Genomic DNA, 25,174 nt, shown 5'->3' on the forward strand with positions numbered 1-25,174 from the left:
TGCAATGAAGCAGCCGGCCCTGCGCAAGCCTCGTCCCGCCCGCATCGGCGACAATGGCGGCCCGCCGCTCGAGGAGACGAAGCGCAAGCCGCGAACCAGTCGGGACGAGATCGGCCGGACGTTCGACTGGCGCTTCGCCCATCGCAAGGCCTGGAAGAAGCCGCGCGAGATCGCATTGAGGCGACAGGAGCGGGCCGAGGCACTCGGCCTGACCTATGAGGAGTATACGCTCGAAGTGCTGGAGCGCGGCTATTTCCCGCAGGAACAGCATGTCGAGACGATCGTCGCCAAGCGGCCGGAGCGCCGGCGCGACGGCGGCGTGGTCGGGCAGTCGCTGAAGGGAATGCGGCTGAAGAAGTAGAGCGTCATTCTCGGACGGAGCGAAGCGCAGATCCGAGAAGCTCAGGACCAGAACGCACTATCGGAGCCTCTTCCGGCCTGAGATGGTCGGGTCAAGCTCGACCATGACGACCCTCTAAGCTCGCAGCGCCCGCCGCAGCACCTTGGTCATCGGCCGCTCGAACCAGTGATAGACCGCCAGCGCCGCGAGCACAGCCGCGATCAGCGCCAGCACGATGAAGAGGCTGGTCGCACTCGGCGCGAGGCGCGCGAAGACCTCGCGCAGCGCCCGCATCGCGAAGGGGTGGACGAGGTAGAGCGCGTAGGAGGCGTCCCCCAGAATCGCCAGCGAACGCACCAATGCCGACGGGGCGGTGACGTTGCGCCCGCAGGCCGCGGCGGTGACGAGAAGGAGCGCGGCGGGCCCGCGCAGGGCGACGGCGCCCCAGGAAGTCTGGGCCCAGCCGTCACCGGCGGCGGCAACGAGCAGGGCGACACCAGCCGCTGCCATCAGCCAGCGGAGGCGGCCATCGAGGCGAAGACCGTTCCGGTGTAGCAGGCCGACCGCCATGCCGGCGGCGAATTCGAGCACGATTGGCTGGCCCCAGAAGCCGAAGGGCAGGGGCAGTGGCCCGGCAAGCGCTTGGGTTCCGACCAACGCGGCGAGGGCGATGCAGACCAGCGGCACGACCAGCCGGCCGGGCGCGAGCAGCGCTGCTCCGAACAGGGCGTAGAACAGCATCTCGTAATTCAGCGTCCAGCCGAGCGAATAGACCGGCTGAAGCTCGCCCGCGGCATTCGCCATCGGCCAGAACAGATAGGAGGCGGCGATCTGCTGGGGGCTCGGCGCACCGGAATTGAGTAGCGCGGGCGAGGCGAGCAGCACAAGGAGGAAGAGCGTCGTCGTGGCCCAGTAGAGCGGGACGATCCGCGCGATGCGCCGGGTGATGAACAGGCGCGCGCCGCCCGGCTGGCCGAACAGCCCGGCCGAGGAGTGCACCATGATGAAGCCGGAGATGACGAAGAACAGGTCGACGCCGGCATTCCAAGGCAGGGCATAGGACGGCGCGAACGCAATACCGGCTCGTGTCGCGAGGAAGGCGGCATCGGCCTGGACGTGATGGACCGCGACCATCAGCGCCGCAAGCGCGCGCAGGACCTGGATGCCGTAGAGCTGGGGCAAGGCGGGAATCGTCTTCGAAGGAGGCAGGGTGACCGCCGGAGTGCTCAGGCAAACCACAAGCGCGCGGGGTCGTCGAGGCCGAAGCGGCTTGGAGCGGCCGCGATGGCGGCGAGGCCCTGCTCGGCTGGGTCGTCGGCCGTGATCACGTTGAGTGCGAAGCGGGCGGCGAGGTCCTCGACCGGCGGCTTGCCGGCGAAGACGGCGTGGATCGTCGCTTTGTCGGCGAGCGGCAGGATGCGCGGCGCGATGCCGCCGGCGAGATAGACCCCGCCGGTCGCCTTGAAACCCAGCGCGAGATCGCCGGCAACGCGCGCCAGCAACCGCCAGAAGCAGACCACCGCCATCAGTGCGCCGGGATTGCCGTCGAGCGCCAGCGCGGTGACGTCGGCGGCGCTGACATCGGGCTCGGCCACGTCGGATTGCCGCATCACCGCCCGGTGGAGGCGGATGAGGCCGCTGCCGCTGAGGAGTTCCTCGATGGTGACGCGCGGAATGCCCTCGGCCAAAGCCGGCCAGAGCTTCACCTCGGTCGGATCCTCCGGGCCGATGCCGATATGGCCGGATTCGGTCGGAACCAGCATGCCGGTGTCGCCGCGCCGCAAGAGGGCGGCGGCGCCGAAGCCGGTGCCGGGGCCGAGCACGAGGCGCGGGCCTTCCGGCTCGGGCTTGCCGCGGACAAGATTGACGAGGTCGCGATCCCGGAGCACGGCGAGCGAGGCGGCGAGCGCCTCGAAATCATTGACCAGCAGACCCTGCTCGAAGCCAAGCACGTTGCCGAGCGCGGGACCGTCGAAATGCCAGCTGGCATTGGTGAGCTGGGCCTTGCGCCCGTCGAGCGGGCCGGCGACGGCGAGGATGGCCGAGCGCGGCTTCACCGTCAGCGTCGACAGCACCGAGCCGAGCGCAGCTTCCGGGGTCGGATGCGCGCCGGTGCTGATCCTTGCCAGCGGCTCATGCAGGGCGCCGGGCGTCGGCACCAGCGAGAGCCGGCAATTGGTGCCGCCGATATCGGCCACCAGCACCGGATGGGGGAAGCCCGGGCTCACGCGTGTTTCTTCCAGGGCGAGAACCAGCCGAGGCCTTCGAGCGTGCCGGCGCGCGGCCGGTACTCGCAGCCGACGAAGCCGGCATAGCCCAGCGAGTCGAGCTGGGCGAACAGCGCGGGGTAGTCGGGCCTTGGGCCGTCGGGCTCGTGCCGGCCCTCGGCATTGGCGATCTGGATATGGCCGACCAGCGGGTAGAGCGCCTCCAGCCGAGTGCCGACATCGCCGTGGATCAATTCGCAATGATACATGTCGAACTGCAGCTTGACGTTGGGCCGGCCGGCCTCGCGGACATAGGCCGCCGCCTGGTCGAAATCGTTGAGGAAATAGCCCGGCATGTCCTTGCCGTTGATCGGCTCGAGCAGCAGGTCGACGCCATGCTCGCCGAGCTTGTCGGCGGCATAGGCGAGCGAGGCGCGATAGGCCTTCTGAGCGGCGAGATCATTCGGGTCGGTGAGGCCGGCCATCATGTGCAGGCGCTTGACGCCGGTCTCGTGGACATAGGCCAGCGCAGTGTCGACGCCAGCGCGGAACTCCTCCTCGCGGCCGGGTAGGGCGGCCATGCCGCGCTCGCCCTTGGCCCAGTCGCCGGGCGGCAGGTTGAACAGCGCCTGCTCGAGCTCGCCGCCGGCGAGCGCCAGCCCGACCTTCTCGGGAGCATGCTCATAGGGAAACAGGAACTCGACCGCCTCGAAACCGGCCTCAGAGGCCGCCTTGAAGCGGTCGAGGAACTCCCACTCGTTGAACATCATCGAGAGATTGGCGGCAAAACGCGGCATGATTGATCTCATCAGTCGAATTGAGGCGGCAAGCTAGCCCGTTCGCGCGGGCACGTCATCGATAACCTGTAGAAGCGCGGGACGGTTCCGTCCGGTCAGCCGCCGAGCAGGCGCGGCAGCGACGAGGCCAGCAGCGCGATGCCCGACAGCGTCAGCAAGGTCAGCACGATGCGGCGGAAGGCCTGCTCGCTGATGCCGATATAGAGCTTTCCGCCGAGCAGCGAGGGAATCAGCATTGCCGGCGCGACGATGGCGAAGGCCGGCCACATCTGGCGCGTGACGTTCCCGGCCAGGACATAGCCGAGCATGGTCGCGGCGAGCATCGCGAGGTTGAAATTCTGGACGATGGAGCGCTGCACGTCCTTGTCCATGCGCCGTAGCGAGCACCAGAGCGTCGGCAAGACGCCGGTGAAGCCGCCGAAGCCGCCCATGACGCCTCCCATCAGGCCGATCGCACCGTCGGCCAGGCGTCCGCCGAAGCGGACCGGCGGCAGATGCGGCGCGAACAGCATGACCGGGCACCAGACCGCCAGCAGGATACCGAGGCCGGCCTTGAACAGGTTGGGCTCGACCAGCGGCAGCAGCAGGACGCCGACCGGGATGCCGGCGAGGCCGCCGAGCAGGAAGGGCCAGAGCCGGGCAAAGTCGAAGCCGCGGCGCACCGACAAGGCGGCGATGGTCTGGCCGGTCAGACCGCCGAAGACGGCCATCACCGCGGCGAGCTTGGGATCGAGCGTCCAGGCCCAGACCGACATGGCGACGAGGCTGAAGGCGAAGCCGGAGAGGCCCTGCACGAAGCCGGCGAGGGCGGCGCCGAGGACGAGGCTGAGGATGGTGGAGATATCCATGGGTCGGCCTGGTCGATCACTCGCCTCGGTATCAAGGCACCGGTCGTCCCGGGCGACCGGAGGGAGACCCGGGACCCATTCCGGAACCTCACCGAGAAGCGTTCCGGAATGGATCCCGGATCGGCGCCGCTGACGCGGCTTGTCCGGGACGACCAGTCGATAGTTTGAGGGAAGGCTACTTCTTCGCGTCCGGCTTGGCTGGCGGGTTCGGGTCCTTCGAGAACGCGCGGAAGACCATGTCCGGCGAGGAGGTGTTGTGGCGCGAATGGGTGGTGCGGCCCATCCAGACATCGGTCGCCTTGCCGCCGGTGAAGGGCATCAGAGGCTCCTCGCGCCAACCCTTGGCGCCGGGCTCGCGGATGGCGATGCGGGCGACGTCGTTGTTGAACTCGGTGACATACATCGAGCGCAGCGCCGCGAAGGCCTTGCCGCCGGTCACCGGCCTGTCGAGCACCGCGTCGAGCACCATGCGGTTCTCGTCGACGCTGTCGAGCTTCAGCGTGCCGGAAGAGCCATCCTTGAAGGCGAGCTTGAAGGAGAGCGTCTTGGGATCGAAGGCGATCTCCCTGATGTTCACGACGGGGCGCGCCCCATCCTGCTCGACCGGGCCGAACAGGAAGGAGGAGCCGTAGGCCGCGGCCGAGAGCTGCTGCGGCGGCAGCGGCCGGACGCGCCAGTAGCCGTCCTGCGGATAGACGACCAGCACCTCATAGGAGCCGGTCTTGCCGAGCTTCCAGAGCTGGACGAGATGCAGGCCCTTCTCGACGCGGTCGCCGACCCGGAAGGTCGTCTCGGCCGGACGCCAGAAGCTCTCGAAGGTGTAGCCGACCAGCCAGTACTCGATGCTTTCGTAGAAGGTGATGCGCTGCGGCGGTACCGGCGCCTTGTGGACGGGATCGCCGCTCATGTCGCAATCGGTCCAGTCGGCGTCCCAGTTGTCGCGCAGCAGGCCGGCGATATAGGCCGGGTGCGCCGCCTCGATGCGGAAGCGCCGGACCTCCGGCGAGATCGCCTTGATGGTGACGTTGTCCTTCTCGGCGCAGGCGACCTGCTCGGACTCGTTCTTGACCTCGACGGCGACGTCACCGGCGGCGTGGGCTGCGAAGGCGGTCAGCAGAAGCGTCATGGAGATGGCGAGCGGGCGAACGAGAGCGAACATGGTCATCCTTGGCCGGTTGCGTTCGTGGTCAGCCTGGGCAGCGCAAGATGAACGCAGGCTGAGCCGGGTCATAGAGCCGATGCGCTTGCGAAGAAAGCGCGACACCGTGGCAGCTTCCGCAATCGATGCAGGCGAGGCCAGATTGCCGTTGCGTGAAGCGCGCTTTGCGATCCTTCACGAGCCGGACCGCCTTCGATGCAGAACTACCTAGTCGCCGCAGGCGTGCTGATGATCCTGATCGGCCTTGCCCATTCCGTGATCGGCGAAATCCTGATCTTCCGGCAGCTGCGGGCGGGGACGATCGTGCCGCTGCTCGCACCGCCACCGCTGCGCGAGCGGCATCTGCGTATCCTCTGGGCGAACTGGCACCTGTGCTCGGTGCTGGGCTGGGGGCTGGCGGCGTTACTGATCGTGATCGCCATGGCGCCCGACCTGCCGGCCCATGCCCCTTATGTGCGGATCATCGCGATCGCGATGCTCGCCGGTTCGTTGCTCGTGCTCTACGCGACCAGAGGCCGGCATCCCGGCTGGTTCGGTCTGCTTGTTGCGGCTGGGCTCGCCTGGCTCGGGCAGAGCGGCGCGTAGGTCTCAGCGCGAGAGGAGCGCATAGACGTCGCCCGAGTTGGCCTCGTGCGGCAGATCGCGGAGGTAGCCGCGCATCGCCTCCGCATCGACCGCTTCGGCGAAGACGAGCTGCTGGCTCTCGCCGAGCGCGACGTTGAAGCGATAGGGGCCAAGCGCCGCGAGCCGGTCGAGGCAGGCTTCCGCGACATCGCGCTGGATCGTGGTGAACTCGAAAGAAAGGGCGGGTGGCGTCTGATTGAGGCCGGCGAGGACATGTGCCTCGAAGCCTTCGACATCGATCTTGATGAAGGCCGGCAGGCCGTGCTCTCCGATCAGCACATCGAGCGTGGTGCAGGGCACGGTGAGCTCGCGATCCCAGACCTGTTCGCGCCAGCCGTCCTGGCCGTGCGCCGCATCGACGAATTCGCCCGAGAGGGTCGAGACCGTCGGATTGGCGCTGTTGATCCTGAGAGTCGCAGTCCCCTCGCTGTCACCGCAGGCGGCCTCGACCATCGTCACCTTGGGATCGCGGCCATGGATGAGGCGCAGCGCCCGGGCGGGGCCGGGCTGCGGTTCGAGCGCGACGACGCGGGCGCCCAGCCGACGGAAGGAGGAGATGCGGTCGCCGACATGGGCACCGATGTCGAAGGCGAGGTCGCCGGCCCTGAGGAAGCGGGCATAGAGCGAATCCATCGCGACCTTGCGGACATGGTCGCCATGATAGACGCGCAGCGAGCGCGACAGGCTTTTCGCCGTGCCTCTAGGATAGGCGACCGGCTTCATCGCGCGGTGCCGCCCTGGATCGCGACGATCTCGGCCGGCGGGTCGAAATCCTCGGGGATGCCGCAAAGGCCGGTGCGGACGAAGAGAGCGCCCAGCGCCGGCGCCGCGGTCAGCATGGCGAAGGGGATGGCAAGCAGATAGCCGGCGGTCAGTGGCAGCGACCAGATCAGTACGGTCGGCGACAGCACCACGAGCGTTCCGAAGATGTAGAGCCCGAAGATGAGATGCGGCCAGAGGCCGGAGAAGGCGGTGGCGAAGGAGAGGGCGTGGGCATCGCGCGCCTGGCCGTTCCAGCCGATCTTCGCCTTGCCGAAGGCGAGGCCGATCATGAACAGCGTCGTCCGGAAGGTCGAGACCGCGCCCTGCAGGAAGGCGAAGACGATCTCGATCAGCGAGGAGGCGACGAAGCGCGCCGTGCCGCCATAGCGCTTGGTCCCATCCCTGGTCAGCAGGATGTCGGCGAAGCCGGCGAGCTTCGGCGACAGATACATCGCGAAGAACAGCACATAGAGGAAGGCGGCGAAGCCGGCGGGGTAATCGGCGACGGCGCGATCCTCCAGCACCTTCAGCGGCAGGAGCGCGATCATCAGCGTCCAGGCCGGCAGGCCGATGAACATCAGGATCGCCCAGGCGAGCTGGAAGCGGCTCATCGCCTTCAGGCCGGGGATATCCATGATCTTGAGGTACTGCAGATTGCCGAGGCACCAGCGCAGGTCGCGCCGGGCGAATTCGAGCATGGTCGGCGGGTTCTCTTCCCAGCTGCCGGCCTCGACCGGGAGCACGCGGACCTCATAGCCGGCGCGGCGCATCAAGGTCGCCTCGACCTGATCATGGCTCATGATGGGGCCACCGAGCGGTGGCCCGCCCGGCACGGTCGGGAGGTGGCAGTGATCGCGGAAGGGTGCGATCCGGACAAAAGCGTTGTGGCCCCAGAACGGGCCGCATTCGCCGATCCACCAGGCCGAGCCCATGGTGTAGGGCCGCATGCCGTGGCGCATGCCGAACTGGAAGATGCGGGCAAAGGCGGATTTGCTAGGCATGCCGACGACCAGGCTCTGCAAGATGCCGAGCTTCGGATAGGCCTGCATCATCCGGGCGAGCTTCACGATGGCGTCGCCGGACATGACGCTGTCGGCATCGAGCGGCAGCATCAGCTCGTAGCGATCGCCCCAGCGCTCGCAGAAATCGCGGACATTGCCGGCCTTGTAGCCGGCATTGTCGCTGCGGCGGCGATAGGTCAGGCGGCCCTGCTCGCCGATATGGGCGGCGAGGGCGGCTGCGAGTTCTGCCTCGACTGCGGCGACGTCGGGGTCGTTGGTGTCGGAGAGGACAAAATAGTCGAACCAGGCACCTTCGCCGCTGGCGTCGAGGCTCTGCTTGACGATTTCGAGCCGGCGGAAGGCGCGCGCGGGATCCTCGTTGCGCAATGTCATCAGCACGGCGGTGCGGATGGCGAGCGGCGTTTCAGCCTCGCCGGCGACGGCGAAGGGCGCGACCTGATCGAGCCCGTCATCGGTGCCGTGCAGCAGCCAGAGGCCGATTGCGGCGTTCCAGAAGCCGAGCACGGTCCAAGGCGCGCCGAACAGGAAGGCGATGAAGATCGCGATGTCGGCAAGGCTCCAGCCGCCGGCCGAAAGCACATGCGACAGGCCGGTGAGCAGGAACGCGAGCGTGACGAGGTTCAAGCCAGCGACGAGCCAGCGCCGTGCTCTAAGGGTTGAAACCGACTGCAGTCCGGCCGGCGTCAGCCTGCCGTCCTCTTGCGCCGCCGCCTGGAACGTGGTCGGAGCGGGACGCTGGTTCATGGCGGTTTCCGTCATGGGCTCGACAAGGCTGGCGGGGAACGGCGCGGAGGGCGATGCGTGGTAAAGCCGGCAATTGTGAATGAAGCAAGCGCAGAGACGCAGGCGACCGCGCTCTGGTATGCTGCGGCGCGTGAATGCGTCCTGAACACGGAAGAATTGCCGCAGCCGGGGCGGGGCGAATGCCTTGTGCGCACGCTCTGGAGCGGCATCAGCCGCGGCACCGAGCGACTGGTCTTCGAGGGACGTGTACCGACGAGCGAATACGAGCGCATGCGGGCCCCCTTCCAGCAGGGCGCGTTCCCCTTTCCGGTGAAATACGGCTACTGCGCCGTCGGTATGGTGGATGCGGGGCCGGCGGAACTGCTCGGTCGGACGGTGTTTTCCTTGCATCCGCATCAGGATCGCTTCGTCGTGCCGGCAGACCGCGTGGCTCTGTTACCGGAGAGGCTTCCGGCAAGGCGCGCTGTCCTGGCCGCCAATATGGAAACGGCGCTCAACGCACATTGGGATGCCGGCTCCGGCCCTGCTGACCGCATCGTTGTGGTCGGCGGGGGCGTGCTCGGTCTGCTCGTGGCCTTCATCGCGGCGCAGCTGCCGGGGGCGGAGGTGACGCTGGTCGATGTCGACGAGAGGAGAGCCCAGCTCGCGCAGACACTGGGCTGCCGCTTCGCGTTGCCGGCCGATTGCCCCGTGGACGCCGATCTCGTTTTCCATGCCAGCGCCAGCGCCGCCGGCCTCGCGACCGCGATCGGCGCGGCCGGTTTCGAAGCGCGTATCGTCGAGCTCAGCTGGTATGGCGAGGGCAGCGTCGCGGCCCCGCTCGGCGGCGCCTTCCATGCCCGGCGCCTGCAACTCGTCTCCTCGCAGGTCGGGCAGGTCTCGCCCGCACGGCGGGCGCGGTTCGACTACACCCGCCGGCTGCAGGCGGCACTGGCCTTGCTGGCCGATGAGAAGCTCGATGCGCTGATCACCGACGAGATCGCCTTCAAGGATGCGCCAGCGCGCCTGCCTGCACTGTTTGCGGGCGCAGGGCTGACTGCCATCCTGCGCTATTGATCCTTATCTCCGGTCATCCCGGACAAGCCGCGTAGCGGCGCTGATCCGGAATCCATGCCTGAACCGTTCCGGCATGGGTCCCGGGTCTCCCTTTGGTCGCCCGGGACGACGAGGAGGAGGGTAGGCAGAAGCGCAGGAGGGGCTTAAGCAGTCTGCGCTGAAGGAGACCGCCCCATGTTTTCCGTCGAAGTCCGCGATCGCATCATGATCGGCCATTCGCTGCCCGATCCGTTCTTCGGGCCGGCGCAGGCTATGCACGGCGCGACCTTCGTCGTCGACGTCGCCTTCTTCCGCGAAAACCTCACCCGCCAGAACGTCGTGGTCGACATCGGCGCGGCGCTCACCGTGCTGAACGAGACGCTGAAGCCGCTGAACTACAAGAACCTCGATACGCTGCCGCAGTTCGAGGGCGTGCTGACCACCACCGAATTCCTCTGCAAGTACATCTTCGATGCGATGGCCTTGGCGGCCCGCACCGGCAAGCTCGGGGCGGATGCCGCCGATCTCGCCAGGATCCGCGTCACCCTGCATGAGACCGACCTGGCCAGGGCGAGCTACGAGGGCACGCTCGCGTGAGCGAGATCGTCTTCGCCATTCCCGGCGATCTCTCGCTGCCGACCGGCGGCTATGGCTATGGCCGGCGGCTCCTGGCCGAGTGGCGCGAGATGGGGGTCGCGGCGCGGCATCTGCAGCTGCCGGGCGGCTTCCCGAACCCTAGCGAGACCGATCTAGCGGAGACTGGCCGGGCGATCCTGTCGCAACCCTATGACGGCGTGCTGCTGATCGACGGCCTCGCCTATGGCGCCTTCCCCGAGAGCATCGCGGCCGGGCTGGCCGGGCGTGTGGTCGCGCTGGTGCATCATCCGCTTGCGCTCGAGACGGGGCTGTCTCCGGAGCAGGCGGCAGAGTTCGCCAGGCGAGAGGCTGCGGCCTTGCGCCATGCGACCGCCGTCGTGGCCTCCAGCAAGACGACGAAGCGCTTGCTCGTCGCGGATTTCGCCGTGCCGGCCGATCGGATCACCGTGGCCGAGCCGGGCGTCGATCCGGCAGAGCGGGCGGGCGGTTCTGATAGCGAGGCAATCGAGCTGCTCGCCGTCGGCTCGCTCGTGCCGCGCAAGGGCTACGATGTTCTGATCGCGGCGCTTGAGAGACTGGCCGACAAGCCATGGCGCCTGACCATCGTCGGTGCCGATGAGCGCGCACCTGCGACCACGGCTGCTTTGAAGGCGCAGATCGCTGCCACCGGACTGTCCGATCGGATCAGGCTTGCCGGCGTGCTTGATCAAGACGAGCTCGACGCCGCCTATGCCAAGGCCGATCTCTTCGTCATGCCTTCGCTGTTCGAGGGCTACGGCATGGTGTTGACCGAGGCGCTGGCGCGCGGCCTGCCGATCCTGTGCACCACGGGCGGAGCCGCGGCCGAGACCGCGCCGGACGAAGCTGCCCTGAAGGTTCCGCCAGGCGATGCCGCGGCGCTCCGCGCCGGGTTGGCATGCTTGTTGGATGATGCGCATGAACGCCGGCGCCGGGCCGACGCCGCCTGGCAGGCGGCCGGAGCATTGCCGCGCTGGCGCGAGGCTGCGACGATCGTCGCGGAGGTATGTGCGAGGGTGTCCCCATGAGCGGATTTTCTCCCGATTGGCTGGCTCTGCGCGAACCGGCCGACCATGCCGCCCGCAATCCGCAGGTGCTGGCGGCCGTGGGCTCGACCTTTGCCGGGCGGCAATCGCTCTCGATCGTGGATCTCGGTTGCGGTGCCGGTTCGAACCTGCGTGGCAGCTACAGCGTGCTGCCCGTTCGCCAGCACTGGACGCTGGTCGATGCCGATAGCCGCCTGCTCTCGGTGGCGCGGCGCAAGCTCGCGGAGTGGGCCGATGAGGCGCAGGAGCAGGGCGAAGAACTCGTCCTGCGCAAGGACGACAAGACGCTGACGGTCGACTTCCGGCAGGTAGACCTGACCAGGGAACTCGAATGGGTGCTCGGCTGGCAGCCGGACCTCGTCACCGCCGCGGCGCTGTTCGATCTCGCTTCGGCGCGCTGGCTCGAGCGCTTCGTCGCCTCGCTCGTCAGCATGCGACTGCCGCTCTACACCGTGCTGACCTATGACGGGCGCGAGAGCTGGCAGCCGACGCACCCGGAAGACCAGCGCATGCTCACGGCTTTCCATCATCACCAGCACGGCGACAAAGGTTTTGGTCCTGCTGCCGGCCCCGATGCCACCGAAGCGCTGGCACAGGCCTTCCGCAAGGCCGGCTGCGCGGTCACGGTCGGCGAAAGCCCGTGGCAGCTCGGTGCGGCACAGTCCGATCTGGTTCGGGAACTGGCGGCGGGCATCGCCGCAGCCGTGACCGAGACCGGCCATGTCTCGCCGGACGCGGTCGCGAGCTGGCTGGAGACCAAGCGCGGAGCGGTATCGGTGCGCATCGGCCATCAGGATCTGTGGGCGCGACCAGTGTAAAGGCATTGCCATTTCAGCCGAATTCGGCCATGCCGCGATCCCGACCATGACCTCGCTTCCCCTCACCATCCGCCAGGAACTGCCGGGCGACGCCGCGGCGATCGAGCGCTTGCACGAGCGCGCCTTCGGGCCCGGCCGCTATGCCCGTACCGCCTCGCGCCTGCGCGAGGGCGCGCCGCATGATCCGGGGTTGTCCTTCGCCAGCCATGTCGGCACCTTCCTGGTCGGCTCGGTCCGGCTGACGCCGATCCTCGCCGGCGGAGGGCCGGGGCTGATGCTCGGGCCGCTGACCGTCGATCCCGCCTTCGAGGGGCGCGGCATCGGCGCGGCGCTGATGAGCGCTTCGATCGAGGCGGCGCGTGAGCACGGCCACGAGTTGATCCTGCTGGTCGGCGACGCGCCCTATTACGCCCGCTTCGGCTTCAAGCCGGTGAAGCCGGGGCATCTGATCCTGCCCGGCCCGGCCGATCCGGGGCGCTTCCTGGCGCTGGAGCTGAAGGACGGGGTGCTGGCGCAGCGCAACGGCGTGGTGGCGGCGCTGCGTTGATCAAGGCGTCATTCTCGGGCGGAGCGTAGCGCAGACCCGAGAATCTTATGACAAGAAGGCTCTATTGGAGCTTCTTCCGGCCTGAGATGCTCGGGGCAAGCCCGAGCATGACGGGGCAACTACGCCTCCCGCTTGAACCTGCGCCCGCTCTCGCCGATCCAGCCGGCGACCAGCGCTCCGAACAGGATGGCGAGGCCGATCAGCCCGACGAAGAGCGGCGAGATCGAGACGCCGCGGACGATGCCGGAATCGCTGATGCGCAGGCCGATCCAGTCGGCGCCGGCGAACTGACGCCCGGAGCGCACCGGCACGATGCGCGGGATGGTGACGCCGGAGCCGGTTTCCTGGCCGATCCGGCGCGAGGAGCCGCCGGTCGCCTCGGCCAGCGCTTGAAGCTTGCCGGGATCGCTGACCACCTCCATCAGCTCGCGCGGGTTCTCCGGGCCGACGCTGGCGAAGGCCGTCAGGTTCTCGGTGGTGATCTTGTGCAGGCCGAACTCGCTCGTGGCGGTGCGCGCGACGAAGAGGCCGGGGCGGCCGGCCTCGAAGGGCACGGTGCGGGTCGAGCCGTCGGGTGCGGTGATGATTGCGGGAGCCGGGTTGTCGCCGAGCGTCTGGCGCTCGATCTCGATATTGCGGCCGCGGGCGCTGGCGCGCAGCGCTTCCTCTTCCAGATCCGGCTCCTTCATCAGCCAGTGGCCGAGCCGGCGCAGCAGATCGAGATGCGGGCCGCCGTCGCGGAAGCCGCGGGCCCAGAGCCAGGCATGGTCGGAGAGGAAGAGCGCGACGCGGCCCTTCTGCTCCCTCGCCAGCAGCAATAGCGGGCGCTCGCCCGGGCCGGTCATCACGGTCGAGCCCGAGCGGGCGCGGGCGCCGACCAGGCGCAGCCATTCGCCCCAGCGCGGCGGCTCGACCTCGGAACCGGGCAGATCGCGGGTGACGGGGTGGCGCTTCCCGGGTTCGCTGACTCTCGCGCGATAGGCTTCGTCGAAGACGCTGCCATCGGGCTGCGCTGGCAGAATCTGGCCGAGCGGAGTGCGCGCCAGCGACTGGGCGCCGGAATATTCCGGCCCGGCTGCAATCAGCAGGGCGCCGCCGTCGCGGACATAGCGGACGATATTGTCGAAATAGACCAGCGGCAGGATCGACTGGTTGGCGTAGCGGTCGAAGATGATCAGGTCGAAATCCTTGATCTTGACCTGGAACAGCTCGCGCGTCGGGAAGGCGATCAGCGAGAGCTCGTTGATCGGTGTGCCATCCTGCTTCTCCGGCGGGCGCAGGATGGTGAAATGGACGAGATCGACATTGGCGTCGGCCTTGAGCAGGTTGCGCCAGGTGCGCTCGCCCGGATGCGGCTCGCCGGAGACGAGCAGGACGCGCAGCTTGTCTCTCACCCCGTCGATGGTGATGACGGCGCGGTTGTTGGCGAGCGTCAGCTCGTTGTCGAGCGGGGCGGCCTCGATCTCGATGACGTTCGGTCCGCCGCGATCGATGCGGACCGGGACCTGGACGGTCTCGCCGGCGATCGCCTCGCGCCGCGCGATGATCTCGCCATCGCGGCGCACCGTGATCGCGGCCCGGCCCGGCCCGCCCTTCTCGACGACGCGCAGGCGGACATTCTGCTCCTTGCCGACGATGCCGAAGCGCGGCGAATCGACCAGCACGATGCGCCGGTCGATCTCGCGCTCGCGGCCGGTGGTCAGCATATGCAGCGGTGCGCGCAGGCCGAGCGCCTCGGCATTGGCGGGTGCGTCATGAGCAAGGCCGTCGGTCAGCAGGATCGCGCCGGCGACACGCTCGGAGGGAACGTCGGCGAGGCCGGTGGCGAGCGCCTCGAACAGGCGGGTGCCGTCGCCGGCGCCCTGCTGATCGGTGACTTCGATCGTGCGGGCCTCGACGCCGGAGATGCCGCGCAGCTGCCGCTCGACCTCGGCCTGGGCGGCTTGCGTCTGCTGCGAGCGGTCGGCGAGGCGGTTCGAGGCGGATTTGTCGACGACGACGGCGACGACGTCCTTGACCGGCTCGCGATCCTCGAAGACGAGCGAGGGGTCGGCGAGGGCGACGGCCAGCACGGCGAGCGCCAGCGCCCGCAGGATCGCGCTACGGCCGGCCAGCACCAGCGCCATGCCAGCGGCAATCGCAGCCAGAACGGCGAGGCCGATCAGCAGCGGCAGCGGGACGAGCGGGGCGAAGGTCAGGCTCCACATCGGGCAGGATTTCCTTCGCTACTGACCGAGGCGTTCGAGCAGGGCCGGGACATGGACCTGGTCGGCCTTGTAGTTGCCGGTCAGCGCGTACATCACGAGATTGACACCGGCGCGCAGCGCCATTTCGCGCTGGCGCGGATCGGAGCCGGACATCGGCACGAGCGCCTCGCCGCGCCGCCCGACCGCCCAGGCGGCGGCGAGGTCGTTCGAGGTGATCACGATCGGCGAGACATTGTCGCCGGCACGCGCGGGTCGGCGGCCATCCTCGCTGGCCGGCGGGAGAACCTCGACCCAGGTGGTGCCGCTGTCATAGCGGCCGACGAAGCCGTCGAGGATGTAGAAGGTCTTGGTCAGGACGTGGTCGCGCGGGATCGGCTCGAGCTCTGGGATGTCGAGCGTCTGGAGCATGCGGCGGAGCTGGTCGCCTTCCGGCGTGGTGCCGCCGCCCGGTCGGGTGCTCATGGCGTCACGGGTGTCGAAGATCACCAGCCCGCCGCCCTTCATATAGGCCTCGACCTTGCGCAGCGTCTCGGCCGAGGGGATTGGCCGCCCCGCGACCACCGGCCAGTAGAGGATCGGGTAGAGGGCGAGCTCGTCGCGAGCGACGTCGACGCCGGCCGCTTCGCCCGGCTCCAGAGCGGTGCGGGCGCCGAGCACGATGTTGAGGCCGGCCATGCCAGCCTTCGACATGTCGTCGACGGATCTGTCGCCGGTGACGACATAGGCGAGCCGCGTCGCGCTCGCGGCGGTGACGAGATCGCGCGGCACCGGCGGGCGTTGCTGCTCAGCCGGTGGGGCCGGGGGCGCAGGCTGCTGCGCCTGTGCGGCCTCCTGAGCAGGCGCGGTCGCGAAGGCGACAGCGAGAAGCAGCGCGGCGGGCGCGGCCCGGCGGAAGCGGGCGAGGTTCATCCGGCCTCCGAGCCAGAGCGTCGCCAGCGTGTCGGCGACGAGCAGGAGCAGCGCCAGCACAAGAAGCTGCGGGCGGATATCGCGGGCGACCGGCTGATCGATCGGCAGCATCGGGGCGCCGAGCGCGGCGAGGTCGATAGCCGCCAGCGTATCGGCCGGCGCCAGCGTGTTGACCGCCATGGCGCCGTCAGTCGGTCCGTAGATGCCCGGCGGATGGGCGAGCGTGGCGCGGCCGGTGAAGTTGCGGGCCACTGGCTGCGCGGTCGCCGGAGGCGAGCGGAAGGCGCCCTGGCCATCGAGCACGCGGGTCGGCGACAGGGTCTCGACCCGGACCTCGCCGTTCTGGCCCTCGGTCGCGCTGGTGCCGGACATGGCGACGACCTTGCGCAGCATTTCGACGAAGAGGCCCGACAGCGGCAGGTTCGACCAGGTCGTGTCGGCGGTGACATGGACCATGGCGAGCACGCCGTCGCCGCGGCGTTCGCCGGTAACGACCGGCGTGCCGTCCTCCAGCGCCGCCCAGGTCTTGCGGGCGAGGTCGGGCTCCGGCTCTGCCAGGATCTGGCGGGTGACGCGGACGTCCTCGGCCAGGGACGAGCCGAAGAACGGGCTCTCGCGGGTGAAGGGGGCGAGCTTGCGCGGTGTCTCCCAGGAGAGGCCGCCGCCGAGCGTGCGGCCGCCACGGCGCAGGCGCACCGGGGTGAGCTCGTCGGATGAGGCGGCGAGCCGGGCGCCGGCAAAACGCAGCAGCACGCCGCCGCGTTCGACGAAGGCCGAGACCTTGGCGGCGGTGTCGCCGTCGAGCGCGCCGATATCGGCGAGGATCAGCACTGAGAGATTTTGCGCCAGCAATTCGCCGACCGGGTCGGTCGAGCCGGCGCGCGGCTCGCGGATTTCGGCGAAGGGCGAGAGGGCGCGAGAGACGTAATAGGTCGGCGACAGCAGCGGCTGGGCGGTGTCGGCGGTGGCGCCGGAGACGATGCCGACGCGGCGGCGCTTGGCGCGATCGTCGAGCAAGGCGACGGCGCCGGCGCTGCGCTCGCCGGCGATCTCCAGCCGGGAGACGGCGTTACGAACCTCGATCGGCAGGGTCAGGCGCGCGGTGGTTTCGAGCTCGTTGCCGCCGAAGACGAAGGGGGCGTCGCCGAGCGGCAGGCCCTTGAGGTCGAGGGCGCGGACTTGGCCGCTCGCGGCCGCATTCGTCGTCGGGCGCAGCACCTTGACGGTGAGCGCGCCGGCGAGGTTCTCGGGCGAGGCGAGGGCGCGCTGGTCGGCCGGGCCGGCATGGATCGAGAGCCGATTGGCATCGGCCTCCTGCTTCAGTCGGGCGAGGAAATCGGTATCGCCGGCACCGACGCCGAGTCCGTCGGCGACCCAGACCGTCTCGGCCTGGGGCTGGGCGCGCCAGAAGGCTTCGAGCCGCTGGAGATGGGTGCCGCGATCGGGTGCATGCGGCTGCAGGCCGAGTGCGCGCAAGCGTTCGAGCGCGCCTTGCGGTTCGGCCAGTGCGATCTCGGCTGGCGCTTCGGCTAGGCCGACGACTGCAACGGGACGGCCTTCGCGCCCTGCAGCCATGATCCGGCTCTCGGCGATGGCCTGGCGCTCCAGCCAGTCGGTGGCGGCGCCAAAACCATTATCGACCAGGAGCAGCAGCGGGCCGCGCAGGGCCGCGGCATCACGCACCGGATTCCAGACCGGTCCGGCGACGGCGAGGATCGCCAATGCCGCCACCGCCATGCGCAGCGCCAGCAGCCACCAAGGCGTATGCGCCGGCGTCTCGCGCTGCGGGATCAGGTCGCGCACGATCTTCAGGGGCGGGAAATCGATGCGCTTGGGGCGCGGCGGCGTCACCCGCAGGATCAGCCAGAGCACGGGCAGGACGGCCAGCGCGATCAGGGCCAGCGGCGCGGAGAAGGCGATCGGTAGGGATGACAGCATCGTCCTCTCCTCCCGTCAGCCGGCCGGCCCGCCGCGCGAGGCGGCGATCAGGCTGGCGATGCGCAGGACGCCTTCGCTGGCCGGGCGGTCGGTCCGGTGCAGCGTCAGCGTCCAGCCGGCATGGCGGCAGGCTTCGCGGATGGCGTCGCGATGAGCCTGCAGCCGCTCGCGGTAATCCTCGCCCCATTTGCCGGCATCGCCGACCCGGAGCGTCAGCCCGTCCTCCAGGTCGAACAGTTCGGCCTGTCCGGAGAAGGGAAAGGTTTCTTCGATCGGGTCGACGATCAGGAGAATATGACCCCTCGCGCCGCTGCTCGCCAGCGTGGCGATGCGCTTGGACAGCGCCGCGGCCGGCGTCAAGCCGTCGGTGATCAGGATCGCGTCGGCGAGGCGCGGCAGCGGCTCCTCCGGCGGCAGGTCGGCCTCGCCATTGCGACGGTCGGCGAGGATCGCCTGCGCCAGGAATTCGACGATGCGGCGCGACGCCACCGGCCGGGTCAGGCCGAGATGACCGACGCGCTCGCCGCCCTCGACCAGAGCCTCAGCCAAAGCGAAGCCGGCGATCAGCGCACGGTCGACCTTGCTGGTCTGCGCGAGCGAGGAAGCAAAGCCCATCGAGGGCGAGCGGTCGATCCAGAGCCAGATAGCGTGCGACGCCTCCCATTCGCGCTCTCTGACGAAGAGATGGCCGTCGCGTGCGGAGCGGCGCCAGTCGATGCGCGAGGCGGATTCGCCGGTGACCAGCGGCCGGTACTGCCAGAAGGTCTCGCCGGGGCCGGAGCGCCGGCGGCCATGGATGCCGTGCACGCTGGCCGAGACCCGACGCGCCTCCAGCACCAGCCGGGGCAGGCGCGCGGCAAGATCGAGCGAAGCCTTGAGGACCGGCTGGCCCGGCTGGCGCTCGGATTGGCCGAGGACGCGCGTGCGCAGCATCAAACTGTCCTCAACCCAGACGCTCCACCAGCTTGGCGACGATGCCCTCGACTGTCTCGCCGTCGGCGCGGGCAGCGAAGGTCAGCGCGATACGATGCTTCAGCACGGGGGCGGCGAGCGCGGTGACGTCGTCTATCGAGGGGGCGAGCCGGCCTTCGACGAGGGCGCGGGCGCGGCAGGCCAGAGTCAGTGCCTGGCTGGCGCGCGGGCCGGGTCCCCAGGCGAGCTTGTCGGTGATCGCCTTCTCGCCGTCGCCGGGACGGGCCGAACGGACGAGATCGAGGATCGCATCGACCACGGCATCACCGACCGGCAGCCGGCGCACCAGACGCTGCGTCGACATCAGGGTCTCGGCCGTCATCGCCTGCACCGGCTTGTGCTCGCTGGCGCCGGTGGTCTCGAGCAGGATGCGGCGCTCGGCCTCGCGGTCGGGATAGCCGACATCGATCTCAAGGAGGAAGCGGTCGAGCTGGGCTTCCGGCAGCGGATAGGTGCCTTCCTGCTCGATCGGGTTCTGGGTGGCGAGCACATGGAAAGGCGCCGGCAGGTCGTGGCGTTCGCCGGCGACGGTGACATGGTGTTCCTGCATCGCCTGCAGCAGGGCCGACTGGGTGCGGGGCGAGGCACGGTTGATCTCGTCCGCCATCAGCAACTGGGCGAAGACCGGGCCCTTGATGAAGCGGAAATGGCGCTTGCCGTCGGCGCTCTCGTCGAGGACCTCCGAACCGAGAATGTCGGAGGGCATCAGGTCCGGCGTGAACTGGACACGGCGGGCCGAAAGGCCGAGCACGGTGCCCATCGCCTCGACCAGCTTGGTCTTGGCGAGGCCGGGCACGCCGACGAGCAGGCCGTGGCCGCCGGCGAGCAAGGTGATCAGCGAGAGGTCGACCACCTTCTGCTGGCCGAAGATGACCTGGCCGATCTCGGTACGGGCGGCGCCGATGGCGGCAAGCGCCGCCTCCGCCGCCTCGACCACGCCGGTGTCGAGATTGATCGGGGCGTTGGCATCACGGGCTTGCGCCACCATGTCGATCTCCTTCAGCCGCACGCGCGTGGCCATCCTGTCCGATTCCAAACTCTGACCCTCGCAGGGAGCATGCTCAAGGGGCAGAGGGCGGCGGTGCACAACAGTCCGCTTCACGATTATGTAGAGTTCAAGGCGAGAGAGCGATGCAACCGGCATGCCGATGACGAAAGCGCGAGGTGAGGCGACGAACGAGGCCGCGGGCGCGATGAATCGCCTGCTGAGCGCGCTCGGGACGGGGCCAACGCGTGGATTGCCGCCGGTGGAGCGCTGGAACCCACCTTTCTGCGGAGATCTCGACATGCGGATCGCTGCCGACGGCACCTGGTTTTACCTCGGCACGCCGATTGGCCGGCCGGCTTTGGTCAAGCTGTTCTCCTCGGTGCTGAAGCGCGAGGGCGACGATTACTTTCTCGTGACCCCGGTCGAGAAGGTCGGGATCAGGGTCGAGGATGCACCGCTTCAGGCCGTCGAGATGGCGGTGGAGGGCGGGGGCGACGCGCGCAGCATCGCCTTCCGGACCCGCACCGACGACCTCGTCACGGTCGGGCCCGACAACGCCTTGCGCTTTGAAAGGGCTGCGAACGAGGGCGTGAAGCCCTATGTGCATGTCAGAAGCGGGCTCTGGGCCCGGCTCACGCGGGCGCTGACGTATGATCTCCTGGCGCTCGGTGAGATCAGCGAGAGCGACGGACAGGCGCAATTCGGCATCGCGGCCGGCGGCGGCTTCCATGTCGTCGCGCCGGCCAGCGAGATCGAGGGACTATGATGCAGCATCCTGCCAAGCGTCTGGCCGAGACGGCGCTCTGGAGCGGCGGCGATATCGAGGCGCTGCTGCTCCGAGCCCTGCGGGCGGAGCCGCCCGCCCATGGCGACCTGATCGCGCGGCCGCGCGGCGATCACGACCTGCAGCCCGAGCCGGCCGACATTCCCGACGAGGCCAGCGCCATCGAGGCGGCGGTGCTGATCCCGATCGTGCTGCATCCGGGCGAGCCGACCGTGCTGCTGACCCAGCGCGCTGCCGCCCTGCGCAGCCATTCGGCGCAGATCGCCTTTCCGGGCGGGCGCATCGACGCCACAGACGGGTCGCCGCTGGTCGCAGCGCTGCGCGAGGCGGAGGAGGAGGTCGGGCTTTCACCCGGCAAGGTCAGGGCGGTCGGCTATCTCGACGCCTACCTCACCGGCACCGGCTATCGCGTCACGCCGGTGGTCGGGCTGGTCGAGCCGCCGCTGGCGCTGACGATCAACCCGCACGAGGTCGACGAGGCCTTCGAGACGCCGCTATCCTTCCTGCTCGATCCGGCCAATCACCAGCGCCACGGCCGCGAGTGGAAAGGTCGCTACCGCACCTACTATGCGATGCCGCATGGCGATCGCTATATCTGGGGAGCGACGGCCGGCATGATCCGCAATCTCTACGAGCGGCTCGCCGGTTAGAGCCCGTTCCGATCTGCTTGCACCGCAAGCAGATCGGTAAAACGGTCTCTATCTAAAGTGAGAGACGGATTCACCGATCAGATTGGAACAATCTGATCGGATCCGGCTCTGGAGAGGTTACGCCGAATGCTGCGCACGCTGATCGAGGAGTTTCTGCTCTTCGTCCTGCCCTTCTGCCTGTTCGCGGGCTATCTCGTGATCAGGCGGCGCAATCCGTTCGACGTCGAGCATTGGAGCCGGCATCTGTTCTGGCTGTCGGTGGCTGGGCTCGTGCTCGGCATCGGCTCCTTCATCTATGCCGGCCTGGTCGCGCCGCGGCATACCGGCCCGTTCGTGCCGCCCCATGTCGAGAACGGCAAGCTGATTCCAGGCGAGTTTGATGACCGGCCGAAGCGATGACCGGGGTTGATAGGCAACGCCTCGTCGAACTGCTGGCGCGCGCCGATATCGCCGCCCTGCTCGCCGCGCTGAACCGCGACGGCGAGGAAGCGCGCGTCGTCGGCGGCGCGGTGCGCAATGCGCTGCTCGGCGAGCCGGTCGCCGATATCGATGTCGCGACCACCTGCCTACCCGACGAGACAATGCGGCGCGCACGTGCCGCCGGCTTCAAGGTGGTGCCTACCGGCGTCGAGCACGGTACGGTCACGGTGGTGATCGACGGGGCGCCCTTCGAGGTGACGACGCTGCGGCGCGATGTCGAGACCGATGGCCGCCATGCCGTCGTCGCCTTCGGCCGCGATTTTCGCGAGGACGCGCTCAGGCGCGATTTCACCATCAATGCGCTCGGGCTCGATGCAGCCGGCGTGCTGCACGACTATGCCGACGGGCTCGCCGATCTAGCGGAGCGGCGGGTGCGCTTCATCGGTGCCGCCAGCGAGCGGATCGCCGAGGATTTCTTACGCATCCTGCGCTTCTTCCGCTTCCATGCCCGCTACGGCGTGGGCGAGCCGGACCGGGCAGCGATCGATGCCTGCATCGCCGGGCGCGTAGGCTTGGACGGGCTGTCGCGCGAGCGGGTCTGGGCGGAGCTGCGCAAGCTGCTCGTGGCGCCCCGTGCAGCCGAAACCCTGCAGGCGATGGCGGGAGCCGGGCTGCTGATGCCGGTGATCGGTGGCGTGCCGCGCCTTTCGCGCTTTGCCGCGATAGCTGATGGTCCGGGAGAGGGCGTCTACCCGGCATTCCGGCTGGCGGCGCTCACGGTCGCGGTCAGCGAGGATGCGCTCAGGCTGCGCGAGCGGCTGCGGCTATCCAATGTCGAGTTCGAGCGCGTGTCCGGCATCGCCGCGGCGCTGGAGGCGCTATCGGGGAGAGGAAAGCTGCCGGAAATCGCGCGCTTGCGTCGCCTCGCTCATCGCATTGGGATGGATGCTGTCGCGGGTGGACTCGTGCTGCTGGGGACTGCCGAGACGTCAGCAGATATCCATGACCTGATTGCCGAGCTGGCGAGGACCCCGCCCTTCCTCCCCCGGGGGAATGATCTGGTGCTTCGCGGAGTCGCCGCTGGCCCGGCGGTTGGTACGCTGCTAGCGAATGTGCGCTGGCGCTGGATCAATGCTGGGGCTCCTGCGGATAGAGCGGCTCAATTCGCGCTGCTGGATGAAGAGCTGGTGGCTCACGGAGTTCGTAACGAGATACCGCCGTCGACGACGCCGACATAAACCGAACCCCCGACCGGATTTGCAGGATCGCCGTTGCGGGCGAGCTGGAAGATCGCACCGCCATGAAGGCCGAATTGCCTGCCAGAGACCGTCAGCCGTGCCCGTAAATAGGTTTCGTAGTCCCGTGGTTTCTCTCCACGGGTTTTGCGTTCGTCATTGTCGGCTTTGTGGTCGGCAGCATAGGTATTCTTCTGCAGCGCTCGACGAAAATCGTCGACGGGCAGATAGTTGCCACCTCCCGAGGGCTGGCTGAGCCGCACGTCCGTGTTGAGCTGCGGACCGCCCGTCGAACTTTGGCAGAGATCGAGAAGTACATAGCCGTTACGGTGGCGTACATCATTGATGAACTGGATATGGAGACCATTCGTCAGCATGACCACGCCGTATTTCTGGATGGCGCCAAGCGATTTGACGGGGCGGAAAGTCGACGAATAGTCGATGGGCAAAAGACCCTTGTAGCTGGCATGGAGTTTGGCTTCGACCATGTAGTTGCCCGTGAAGCCGATGCAGTCGATGCCGAAGACGCCATCGTCGGCCATTTCCTGCAGGAAGTCCTTGTTCGCGAAGTAAGGGGCGAAGTCTTTATCCTTCTTGATTTCGTCCCGGTTGAAGTTGACGATACCCATCACCAGCGCAAAGTCAGCGAGCGAGCCTTGGCCGCTGAAGACGCGGTTGAAGCCGGGCTGTTCAACCAACCAGGCATCGGGGCGACCTTTGGCGATGCGCCGGATGATATTCCTCAGCTTGCCAGCTTTCGCATTGCCACCGCTGCCGCCGCCGAACATTGGATTAGCGGACATGTAGGAGGTGATCGACACCAGTCCGCCAGGATAGCCCGTATATCCGGGAACGACGATCGCATGCAGCAGATCGACATATTCCTCCGGAGAGATCAACGCGGGTCTGGCCATAGCTGCCCCCAAATTGCGGCGGCACCAAATCTGTTCAAGCTGGCCGAGAAAGTCCTCATGCAAATGAACGAGTGCTTCCAACTCGTTCAACGACCATTTACGGCCACCTCACCGTCGGCGGCATCGAGGACAGGATCGAGGCGACGTTGCCGCCGGTCTTCAGGCCGAAGATCGTGCCGCGATCGTAGAGCAGGTTGAACTCGACATAGCGGCCGCGACGGACCTGCTGCTCATGGCGCTCGGCCTCGCTCCAGGGCGTCGCCAGATTGCCGCGCAGGATGCGCGGGTAGATGTCGAGGAAGGCTTCGCCCACGGCTCTGGTGAAGGCGAGGTCGGCGTCAGGGTCGCCGGACCAGAGATAGTCGTAGAAGATGCCGCCGATACCGCGCGGCTCGTTGCGGTGCTTCAAATGGAAGTACTCGTCGCACCATGCCTTGAAGCGGTCGTAGTCGGCGATGCCGGCATGAGCCTCGCAGGGTGCTCGCATTGCGGCGTGGAACGCCAGCGCATCGGAATCCTCCTGCGTGCGCCGGCGGTCGAGCACCGGGGTCAGGTCGGCGCCGCCGCCGAACCAGGGCTTCGTCGTCACGACGAAGCGGGTGTTCATGTGTACGGTCGGCGCATGCGGGTTCCAGGGATGGGCGATCAGCGAGATGCCGGTGGCGTGGAAGCGCGGGTCCTCCGCCGCGCCGGGGATCTGGGCGGCGAATTCCGGGGCGAAGCTGCCATGCACGGTCGAGACGTGGACGCCGACCTTCTCGAAGACGCGGCCCGACATCAGCGACATCACGCCGCCGCCGCCCGGTGCGCCGTCATGATTGCTGCGCTGCCAGGGCGTGCGGACGAAGCGGCCGGGCTTATCAGTTTCGGGCGGGAAGGGGCCGGCCGTCTCATCCTCGATCTGCTCGAAGGCGGCGCAGATGCGGTCGCGGAGGCTCTCGAACCAGGCGGCGGCGCGTGGCTTCAATGCCTCGACGACAGCGGGATCGACGGCAGGGGTTTGCGTGGCTTGTCCGGTCATGTGCGGTCTCTTCATCGGGCGTCGGCCGGCGCGGGATAAGCGCCAAGCTGACGCAGCGCCTCGCCCACTACCATCGCGGCGGCCATGGCGACATTGAGCGAGCGCAAATCCGGGCGCATCGGGATATGCACGGTTGCCTCGGCCGCAGCGTAGACCTCCGGCGGCACGCCGGCGCTCTCGCGCCCGACCATGACGATGTCGCCGGGCTGGAAGGCGAAGTCGGTATGGGCGCAGGCGCCGTCGGTCTCGGCCAGGACGAGGCGATGACCGGCCTCGCGCCGCCAGGCTTCGAAGGCGCGGAAGGAATCATGGCGCTTCACCGCGGCCCGCTCGATGTAATCCATGCCGGAGCGGCGGAAATTGCGGTCGGAGACATCGAAGGCGGCCGGCTCGACGATATCGACGGCGATGCCGAGGCAGGCCGCCAGGCGGATCATCGTGCCGGCGTTCTGCGGGATGTCGGGCTGGTAGAGGGCAAGACGCAGCATGGCGAGCGTCATGCTGCCCGCGCAGGGCGCACGTCAAGCACCAGCTCGGCCATGCTCTGGCCTTCATCTGGCAGTGGACCCATA

Annotated in this window: 25 protein-coding genes; 11 read left to right on the forward strand and 14 right to left on the reverse strand. The window is 68.4% G+C overall.

The window, feature by feature from the left end:
• Window positions 1-4: 4 nt before the first annotated feature.
• Window positions 5-361, forward strand: a complete 357-nt coding sequence (locus ACQKLX_RS09265; protein ID WP_427361289.1) for a hypothetical protein — start codon at window positions 5-7, stop codon at window positions 359-361.
• A 114-nt stretch (window positions 362-475) separates the two neighbouring features.
• On the opposite strand, the gene ACQKLX_RS09270 is transcribed toward ACQKLX_RS09265, so the two are convergent.
• From ACQKLX_RS09270 to ACQKLX_RS09290, 5 genes are all read right to left on the reverse strand, one after another.
• The gene (locus ACQKLX_RS09270; RefSeq protein WP_427361290.1) at window positions 476-1,522 is read right to left on the reverse strand and encodes an acyltransferase family protein; all 1,047 of its coding nucleotides are present in this window, start codon (window positions 1,520-1,522) and stop codon (window positions 476-478) included.
• Between the two features lie 44 nt (window positions 1,523-1,566).
• Window positions 1,567-2,568 carry a glucokinase gene (locus ACQKLX_RS09275; protein WP_427361291.1) on the reverse strand — a complete coding sequence of 334 codons (1,002 nt, stop codon included), beginning with the start codon at window positions 2,566-2,568 and terminating at the stop codon, window positions 1,567-1,569.
• Window positions 2,565-3,344: a 2-oxo-tetronate isomerase gene (gene otnI, locus ACQKLX_RS09280; protein ID WP_427361292.1), complete on the reverse strand. Its 780-nt coding sequence runs from the start codon at window positions 3,342-3,344 to the stop codon at window positions 2,565-2,567. Before otnI ends, ACQKLX_RS09275 begins: the two co-directional genes overlap by 4 nt.
• Before the next feature lie 95 nt (window positions 3,345-3,439).
• Window positions 3,440-4,192 carry a sulfite exporter TauE/SafE family protein gene (locus tag ACQKLX_RS09285; RefSeq protein ID WP_427361293.1) on the reverse strand — a complete coding sequence of 251 codons (753 nt, stop codon included), beginning with the start codon at window positions 4,190-4,192 and terminating at the stop codon, window positions 3,440-3,442.
• 175 nt (window positions 4,193-4,367) lie between these two features.
• The gene (locus ACQKLX_RS09290) at window positions 4,368-5,351 is read right to left on the reverse strand and encodes a hypothetical protein (RefSeq protein WP_427361294.1); all 984 of its coding nucleotides are present in this window, start codon (window positions 5,349-5,351) and stop codon (window positions 4,368-4,370) included.
• Window positions 5,352-5,546: 195 nt separating this feature from the next.
• Here ACQKLX_RS09290 and ACQKLX_RS09295 point away from each other — a divergent pair, with 195 nt between their 5' ends.
• Window positions 5,547-5,936: a hypothetical protein gene (locus tag ACQKLX_RS09295; RefSeq protein WP_427361295.1), complete on the forward strand. Its 390-nt coding sequence runs from the start codon at window positions 5,547-5,549 to the stop codon at window positions 5,934-5,936.
• Window positions 5,937-5,939: 3 nt separating this feature from the next.
• Here the strand turns inward: ACQKLX_RS09295 and ACQKLX_RS09300 are convergent, their stop codons facing one another.
• A complete protein-coding gene (locus ACQKLX_RS09300) occupies window positions 5,940-6,698 on the reverse strand; it encodes an FkbM family methyltransferase (protein ID WP_427361296.1) in 759 nt (252 codons plus the stop codon).
• Window positions 6,695-8,503, reverse strand: a complete 1,809-nt coding sequence (gene mdoH / locus ACQKLX_RS09305; RefSeq protein ID WP_427361297.1) for a glucans biosynthesis glucosyltransferase MdoH — start codon at window positions 8,501-8,503, stop codon at window positions 6,695-6,697. The genes ACQKLX_RS09300 and mdoH overlap by 4 nt, the downstream gene beginning before the upstream one ends.
• A gap of 75 nt (window positions 8,504-8,578) precedes the next feature.
• On the opposite strand from mdoH, the gene ACQKLX_RS09310 reads away from it, so the two are divergent.
• From ACQKLX_RS09310 to ACQKLX_RS09330, 5 genes are all read left to right on the forward strand, one after another.
• Entirely contained in the window at window positions 8,579-9,559 is a 981-nt protein-coding gene (locus tag ACQKLX_RS09310; RefSeq protein WP_427361298.1) for a zinc-dependent alcohol dehydrogenase, read from the forward strand.
• Between the two features lie 174 nt (window positions 9,560-9,733).
• Window positions 9,734-10,135, forward strand: a complete 402-nt coding sequence (locus ACQKLX_RS09315; protein ID WP_427361299.1) for a 6-pyruvoyl trahydropterin synthase family protein — start codon at window positions 9,734-9,736, stop codon at window positions 10,133-10,135.
• On the forward strand, window positions 10,132-11,181 hold the full coding sequence (locus ACQKLX_RS09320; protein WP_427361300.1) for a glycosyltransferase: 1,050 nt from the start codon (window positions 10,132-10,134) through the stop codon (window positions 11,179-11,181). Before ACQKLX_RS09315 ends, ACQKLX_RS09320 begins: the two co-directional genes overlap by 4 nt.
• Window positions 11,178-12,017: an SAM-dependent methyltransferase gene (locus tag ACQKLX_RS09325; protein ID WP_427361301.1), complete on the forward strand. Its 840-nt coding sequence runs from the start codon at window positions 11,178-11,180 to the stop codon at window positions 12,015-12,017. Before ACQKLX_RS09320 ends, ACQKLX_RS09325 begins: the two co-directional genes overlap by 4 nt.
• A 46-nt stretch (window positions 12,018-12,063) precedes the next feature.
• Window positions 12,064-12,564, forward strand: coding sequence for a GNAT family N-acetyltransferase (locus ACQKLX_RS09330; protein ID WP_427361302.1), 501 nt, complete (start codon window positions 12,064-12,066; stop codon window positions 12,562-12,564).
• 119 nt (window positions 12,565-12,683) lie between these two features.
• Here ACQKLX_RS09330 and ACQKLX_RS09335 read toward each other — a convergent pair whose 3' ends face one another.
• Genes ACQKLX_RS09335 through ACQKLX_RS09350 form a run of 4 tightly spaced genes read right to left on the reverse strand, consistent with a single transcriptional unit; the run spans window position 12,684 to window position 19,578 of the window.
• Window positions 12,684-14,771 carry a hypothetical protein gene (locus ACQKLX_RS09335; protein WP_427361303.1) on the reverse strand — a complete coding sequence of 696 codons (2,088 nt, stop codon included), beginning with the start codon at window positions 14,769-14,771 and terminating at the stop codon, window positions 12,684-12,686.
• Between the two features lie 18 nt (window positions 14,772-14,789).
• Entirely contained in the window at window positions 14,790-17,615 is a 2,826-nt protein-coding gene (locus tag ACQKLX_RS09340) for a DUF4159 domain-containing protein (RefSeq protein ID WP_427361413.1), read from the reverse strand.
• 18 nt (window positions 17,616-17,633) lie between these two features.
• The gene (locus tag ACQKLX_RS09345) at window positions 17,634-18,551 is read right to left on the reverse strand and encodes a DUF58 domain-containing protein (RefSeq protein WP_427361304.1); all 918 of its coding nucleotides are present in this window, start codon (window positions 18,549-18,551) and stop codon (window positions 17,634-17,636) included.
• Window positions 18,552-18,561: 10 nt separating this feature from the next.
• Entirely contained in the window at window positions 18,562-19,578 is a 1,017-nt protein-coding gene (locus tag ACQKLX_RS09350; protein ID WP_427361414.1) for an AAA family ATPase, read from the reverse strand.
• Window positions 19,579-19,738: 160 nt separating this feature from the next.
• Here ACQKLX_RS09350 and ACQKLX_RS09355 point away from each other — a divergent pair, with 160 nt between their 5' ends.
• The 4 genes from ACQKLX_RS09355 to ACQKLX_RS09370 all read left to right on the forward strand — a co-directional run bounded on the left by ACQKLX_RS09355 (window position 19,739) and on the right by ACQKLX_RS09370 (window position 22,670).
• Complete coding sequence (locus ACQKLX_RS09355) at window positions 19,739-20,344, forward strand: DUF1285 domain-containing protein (protein ID WP_465247607.1); 606 nt, start codon at window positions 19,739-19,741, stop codon at window positions 20,342-20,344.
• Window positions 20,344-21,012, forward strand: coding sequence for a CoA pyrophosphatase (locus ACQKLX_RS09360; protein WP_427361306.1), 669 nt, complete (start codon window positions 20,344-20,346; stop codon window positions 21,010-21,012). Before ACQKLX_RS09355 ends, ACQKLX_RS09360 begins: the two co-directional genes overlap by 1 nt.
• 126 nt (window positions 21,013-21,138) lie before the next feature.
• Window positions 21,139-21,411, forward strand: a complete 273-nt coding sequence (locus tag ACQKLX_RS09365) for a DUF6111 family protein (protein ID WP_427361307.1) — start codon at window positions 21,139-21,141, stop codon at window positions 21,409-21,411.
• Window positions 21,408-22,670, forward strand: coding sequence for a CCA tRNA nucleotidyltransferase (locus tag ACQKLX_RS09370; RefSeq protein WP_427361308.1), 1,263 nt, complete (start codon window positions 21,408-21,410; stop codon window positions 22,668-22,670). The genes ACQKLX_RS09365 and ACQKLX_RS09370 overlap by 4 nt, the downstream gene beginning before the upstream one ends.
• Here ACQKLX_RS09370 and ACQKLX_RS09375 read toward each other — a convergent pair.
• Genes ACQKLX_RS09375 through ACQKLX_RS09385 form a run of 3 tightly spaced genes read right to left on the reverse strand, consistent with a single transcriptional unit; the run spans window position 22,625 to window position 25,090 of the window.
• A complete protein-coding gene (locus ACQKLX_RS09375; protein WP_427361309.1) occupies window positions 22,625-23,671 on the reverse strand; it encodes a hypothetical protein in 1,047 nt (348 codons plus the stop codon). The genes ACQKLX_RS09370 and ACQKLX_RS09375 overlap by 46 nt on opposite strands.
• A 7-nt stretch (window positions 23,672-23,678) precedes the next feature.
• Window positions 23,679-24,602, reverse strand: a complete 924-nt coding sequence (gene hemF, locus ACQKLX_RS09380) for an oxygen-dependent coproporphyrinogen oxidase (protein ID WP_427361310.1) — start codon at window positions 24,600-24,602, stop codon at window positions 23,679-23,681.
• A gap of 11 nt (window positions 24,603-24,613) precedes the next feature.
• Window positions 24,614-25,090: a tRNA (cytidine(34)-2'-O)-methyltransferase gene (locus ACQKLX_RS09385; protein WP_427361311.1), complete on the reverse strand. Its 477-nt coding sequence runs from the start codon at window positions 25,088-25,090 to the stop codon at window positions 24,614-24,616.
• Window positions 25,091-25,174 lie beyond the last annotated feature (84 nt).

Source organism: Allobosea sp. NPDC003192 (assembly GCF_050275675.1).
Classification (GTDB): domain Bacteria; phylum Pseudomonadota; class Alphaproteobacteria; order Rhizobiales; family Beijerinckiaceae; genus Allobosea.